Origin of the sequence: Streptomyces sp. SBT349, from assembly GCF_001083795.1 — a bacterium.
In the GTDB taxonomy this organism is placed as follows: domain Bacteria; phylum Actinomycetota; class Actinomycetes; order Streptomycetales; family Streptomycetaceae; genus Streptomyces.
The window spans coordinates 1-5,029 of the sequence record NZ_LAVK01000452.1; the positions used below are offsets into that span (position 1 = coordinate 1).

Annotated in this window: 3 protein-coding genes; all 3 read right to left on the minus strand. The window is 74.6% G+C overall.

Annotated features, from left to right (window positions below; translation table 11 throughout):
* Positions 1 to 107: 107 nt before the first annotated feature.
* Positions 108 to 4,163, minus strand: a complete 4,056-nt coding sequence (gene eccCa, locus ADY01_RS32570; RefSeq protein WP_049580349.1) for a type VII secretion protein EccCa — start codon at positions 4,161 to 4,163, stop codon at positions 108 to 110.
* 134 nt (positions 4,164 to 4,297) lie between these two features.
* Complete coding sequence (locus tag ADY01_RS32575; protein ID WP_049580350.1) at positions 4,298 to 4,642, minus strand: hypothetical protein; 345 nt, start codon at positions 4,640 to 4,642, stop codon at positions 4,298 to 4,300.
* Positions 4,643 to 4,688: 46 nt separating this feature from the next.
* A partial coding sequence (locus ADY01_RS32580; protein WP_049580351.1) for a hypothetical protein occupies positions 4,689 to 5,029 on the minus strand: 341 nt, incomplete at its 5' end.

A 5,029-nucleotide genomic window follows, 5' to 3' on the forward strand; every position in this document is an offset into this window, starting at 1 on the left:
GGGTGGGTGGTGGGTGAGGCTGGCACTCATGGCTCATGGTCCCTACGTCGTCATTGCCTTCGCCGTCATCGCCGCCGTCACGGCCTTCGCCGTCGCGGCCCGCGCGGTCAGCCGGATGTCCGGTCGGATGTCGCGGGTGTCTGGGGCGAGTCCTCGCGCGCGAGTTGCACGGGAACGTTGCCGAGCCTGCGGTGCAGCAGCAGGCCCCGGCCCTTGGCGCGCCGGGCGGGCTTGACCCCCCAGATGGGCAGCTCGTCCTTGGGGATGCTGAGCAGCACGGCGGGGAAGTTCAGCTCCTTCATCCGGCCGAGCACCGGCTCCAGCACGGCCCGGCCGGCGCCCCCGGCCTGGCGGGTGATGAAGACGTGCAGCCCCATGGCCCGCGCGTGGGGCAGGAAGTCGAGCAGCGGGGCGAGCGGGTTGCCCCGGGAGGTGGCGACCAGGTCGTAGTCGTCGACGAGGAGGTAGATCTCCGGGCCGTTCCACCACGAGCGGTTCCGGAGCTGCTCCGGGGTGATGTCCGCGCCCGGCACCCGCTTCTTCAGCCCCTCCGCCAGCCCGCCGACGACCTCGGTCGAGCGCTCGACGGTCGTCGAATACCCCAGCAGGTGCGGGCCGTCGAACTCCCGGAGCATCGTCATCCGGTGGTCGAGCACGACGATCTTCGCCCGCTCGGGGGCGTTCCGGGCGATGATCTGCCGGGCCACCGACCGCAGCAGCCCGGTCTTGCCGCTCTCGCTGTCGCCGACGACGATCAGGCCCGCGTCCTCGCCGGGGGCGAGGACCACCGGCTCCAGGCGGTTGCCCTCCAGGCCGATCTCGACGCCGGGCCTCCCCCCGGCTTCCGCGGCCCGGGAGGCGTTCGGGTGCGCGAACGCCGCGGGCGACTCGACCGGGCGCCACGTGGTGGGCAGCAGCCGCACCTTCGGCGCGCGCGGCCCGGTCCACGCCTCGTCGACGCGCCGCACCAGGTCGCCCACGCCATCGGCGAGGCCGTCGGCGGAGCGGACGCCGTCCACGCGCGGCACGGCCACCAGGAAGTGCAGCTTCTCCGCGCTGATGCCGCGCCCGGGGCGGTGGGCGGGGACGTCGCGTTGCAGCTTGCGGTCGACCTCGGAGTCGAGCGCGTCACCGAGCTTGAGCTCCACCTTGGTGCCGAGCAGGTCGCGCAGGCTCATGCGCATGTCCATCCAGCGGTTGCCGGTGACGACGAGGTGGATGCCGTAGGTCAGCATCCGCCCGGCCACGCCCATCAGCACCTCCTCGATCTCCGGGTAGCTCTGCCGCAGCACCTGCCAGCCGTCGACGACGAGGAAGACGTCGCCCTGGGGGTCGCCCGGGCCGAAGGGCGAAGGGCTCCCGTCCCGGGTGCGCCCCTCGGCGCCCGAGGCCCGGACGGTGGCCATCGACTCGACGCCCAGTTCGCGGAAACGGGCCTCGCGCGTCTGGAGCATCTCCAGCACCTCGGCGACGGTGCGGTTGACCAGTTCGGTGTCGGTGCGGCCCGCGACGCCGCCGACGTGCGGCAGGCCCGCGAGCGGGAAGAGGGTGCCGGAGAAGTCCAGGCAGTAGAACTGCACTTCCTCCGGCGTGTGGCGCAGCGCGAGGGAGGTGATCAACGCCCGCACCGCGGTCGACTTGCCGCCGAGCGGGCCGCCGACGATGGCGACGTGGCCGCCCGCGCCGGACAGATCGAGTTCGAGGGGGTCGCGGCGCTGGTGGAACGGCCGGTCCACGACGGCGACGCGGGCCGTCAGCGGAGGGCCGGAAGGGGAGCTGCCGAAGCCGCGTCCCTCGCGCACGGCGAGGTCGCCGAGGAGGGTGTCCAGCGGCTCGGGCGCGTCCAGCGGCGGCAGCCACACCTGGTGGGCGCGCTGCGCCTGACCGGCCATGCGGTCGACCATCACGCTCAGCACGGTGGTGCCGAGCTCCTCGTCCTCGCCGAACTCGTCCGGCTCCGGGGCCGGTTCCGGCTCCCGCTCCGGCCGCTGCTCGGCCGGCACCGGTACGTGCCCCGCGGGGAACGCGCGAACGCCGAGAGCGCCGCCGAGCGCCCGGCCGCCGCCGTCCTCGCCGGTGCGGTAGGGGCCCGAGACGTACGCGGCCCGGAAACGCCGCAGCGTGGCCGTGTCCGTCTTCAGATAGCCGTGCCCCGGCGCGTTGGGCAGGCGGTGGGCGTCCGGGACGCCGATGGCGGTGCGGCTCTCCGACTCGGAGAACGTCCGCAGCCCGACGCGGTACGACAGGTGCGCCTCCAGGCCGCGCAGCCGCCCCTCGTCCAGGCGCTGGGAGGCGAGGAGGAGGTGCAGGCCGAGCGACCGTCCCAGCCGCCCGATCTGCGCGAACAGATCGGCGAAGTCCGGCTTCTGGGCCAGGAGTTCGGAGAACTCGTCGACGACGATGAACAGGCTCGGCAGCGGCGGCAGGCTCGCCCCGCGCTGGCGGGCCCGCTCGTAGTCGCGGACGGAGACCAGGTTGCCCGCGTCGCGGAGCACCTCCTGGCGGCGGTTGATCTCGCCCGAGAGGGCCTCCTGCATGCGGTCGACCATGGACAGGTCGTCCTCAAGGTTGGTGATGACGGCGGCGACGTGCGGCAGGTCCGCCATGCCGGCGAACGTGGCGCCTCCCTTGAAGTCCACCAGGACCAGGTTGAGGTGCTCGCACGGGTGCGTGGCCACCATGCCGAGCACCAGGGTGCGCAGCAGCTCCGACTTGCCCGACCCCGTCGCCCCGACCAGCAGGCCGTGAGGTCCCATGCCGTTCTGCGCCGACTCCTTGATGTCCAGCTCCAGCAGCCCGCCGTCGGCCGAGACGCCCAGCGGCGCGCGGAGCCGGTCCCGCATCGGGCGGTGCCGCCACAGCGCCTCCAGGTCGAGCTGGCCGGGGTCGGCGATCCCGAGCAGGCTCGGCAGGGTGTTCACCACCGTGGTCAGGTCCTCGGCGTCGGCGGCCGTGGCGCCCGCGTCCACGCGGTAGCGCCCCAGCCGGCGCGCCAGCGCCTCCGCCTCCGGGAGCGACAGCCCGTCGGCCCGCCCCAGCGCGTCCCGCGTCTCGCCCGCCACCACCGCCAGATCGCCGCCGTCGATCTCCAGCCGCACGCCGTGCCCCTCCACCAGCGGCCCGGCCGCCCGCCCGTTCACCTCGACCACGGTGACCGCCTGGAGCCCGCCCGGGTCGAGCAGCGCCTCGACGCCGGTGACCAGGCCGCCGTCGAGCACGACGAGGAGGTGCGGGAGCTCGGGGTCCGGCTCGGCGTCGCGGCTGAAGCGCGTGCGACGGGTCAGCTCCGGGCCGAGCCACTCCTCCAGCACGCTCAGCGCCTGGTGCGTCATCCGCACCGGCCCGACGTGGTCGACCTCCTGCGGGTGGTGCGCGTGCGGGAGCCACTTCACCCAGGCCCACTCCGGGTCCTCGACGTCGGAGGTGCAGACCACGACCCGCAGGTTCTTCGGGGAGTGGAACGTCACCGCGTGCGCCACGATCGCGCGCGCCCACGCCCGTGACTCCTCGCCGGTGACGGCCACGGCGGCGAAGCGCCGCAACGCCACCTGCAACGGCAGGTCCGGCACCACGGCGTGGGTGTCCACGAAGCGCCGCAACGCCACCGCGCTCAGCGGATCGAGGTCCTCGACCGGCGCTGTCTCGGCCGCCACCAGCGGCGTCGCCAGGAACCGCGGCCCGGTCCCGACCCGCACCACGCCGAAGTCGGCGTCGTTGCTGCGCCGCTCCCAGATCCGGCGGCTCTCCGCCACCGCCCACAGCGTCCCCGGCCCCGGGGCGTTCCACTCCAGCGCCTCGCGCTGCGCCTGCGCCGTCCGCCGCACCTCGGCGCGCGTGTGCTCCAGGTACCGCAGATACTCGCGCCGGTCGTTGCGCGCGATGCTCCGGGTCTTGGCCCGGTGCCAGACGATCGCGCCGACGACCATGGCGAGACAGGAGACGAGGAACATCGCGCCGACGATGTATCCGATGGGGCCCCGCCCCATCGTCACCATGTACATCACGGAGCCGAGCCCGCTCAGCGCGGGCAACGCCATCATCCAGGCGTTGGCGTCCTCCGGCTGCGGCAGCATCGGCGGCGCCTGGACGACCACCTCCTGGTCGGGGACGGCCGGCTGCGCGGCCCGCGGGGGGCGGCGGACGAGGGTGGTGGGGGCGGTCATCGGCCGTTCCCCCCCGAGGACTCGCCGTCTCGCGCCGCTCCCTGGTGCGTGAAGCGGGGATGGCCGGGATCCAGCATGAGTGATCCACTCCCTTCCTGTCTCGTGCCGGGGACGCGCGCGTGCCGGCGGGGCCCCTACAGGCCGTCGGCGATGGTCCGATCGATCCGCGCCCCGGCGGACGCGCCGCCGAGCACCTGCCCGGCGGCGGCGTCCACCTCCTCGCCGAGGGCGGCGACCCGCTCGTCCGCGGCGGCCATGTTCTGCCTGCCCTCCGCCGCCGCCGCGGTGCCCCGGGCCTGCGTGTCACGGGTGGTGGTGAGGGCGTTCACGAACGCGTCGGCCCCGCCCCAGCTCGCGGCGTTGACCTGCACCTGGCCGAGGAGACGCCGGGCGCTCTCCGCCGCCTCCGCGGTGTCGGTGTTGGCACGGGCGGCTTCCCGATAGCCCTCGGGGATGTACCAGAGACCGTCTGCGGACACGTGCGTTCTCCCTTCTTCTCGTCTTCTCGTCTTCTCGTGGAACGGGCTACTCGCCCAGGACGCCTCGGGCGGCGCTGCGGGTGGGAGCCCAGACGCGGGGGTCCTCGGTGAGGTCGGTGGGCCGCCGGTTCTGGTGTCCCGGCGTGCCGCGCCGCTGCCCCCCGGCGCCGGCGCCCGCGCCCGCCGCCGCGCCCGCCATCGCGGGCGGGGGCATGAACGGGCGCCCGCCCTGGGCCGCTTCGCGCATCGCCATCTGGTTGGCGACCTGAGCCCGCTGGCTCATGTTGCCCATGGCCTGGCCCAGCATCTGCCCACCGGCCGGGCCGGCGTGGGCGATGCTCGGCGGCAGCACGCCGCCGTACAGGCCCGCGAGCCCCGCCGAACCCC